Here is a 442-nt window from a genome sequence, read left to right on the forward strand (position 1 = left end):
GACAGGACCTGCTCACGAACTTCGATATTCAAATCTTTTGCCAGCTTAATGATGGCGTCACGGGTAATACCCGGCAGCGCGGAAGAGGTAAACGGTGGGGTAAACAGCACGCCATCTTTCACTTCAAACAGGTTCTCACCCGCCCCTTCGGAAATGTAGCCGTTAACGTCCAGCGCGATGCCTTCCTGGTAGCCATGTCGACGCGCTTCGCTGCCGACCAGCAGGGAGGAAAGGTAGTTACCGCCGGCTTTCGCTGCGGTCGGGATCGTATTCGGCGCCACGCGGTTCCAGGAAGAGACCATGGCATCGATCCCCTGATCCAGCGCTTCGGCGCCGAGATAGGCTCCCCACGGGAACGCCGCGATGATCACGTCAGTGGTATATCCTTCCGGCGGGTTTACGCCCATGCCCACGTCACCAACGAATACCAGCGGACGAATAT

General features: G+C 58.1%; 1 protein-coding gene. It reads right to left on the minus strand.

Annotated features, from left to right (window positions below):
• The coding region (locus GVL12_RS25820) for an aminotransferase class IV (protein ID WP_200844104.1) at positions 1–442 on the minus strand (442 nt) is incomplete at both ends.

Origin of the sequence: Pantoea sp. 18069 (assembly GCF_902706035.1) — a bacterium.
Classification (GTDB): Bacteria; Pseudomonadota; Gammaproteobacteria; order Burkholderiales; family Burkholderiaceae_C; genus Comamonas.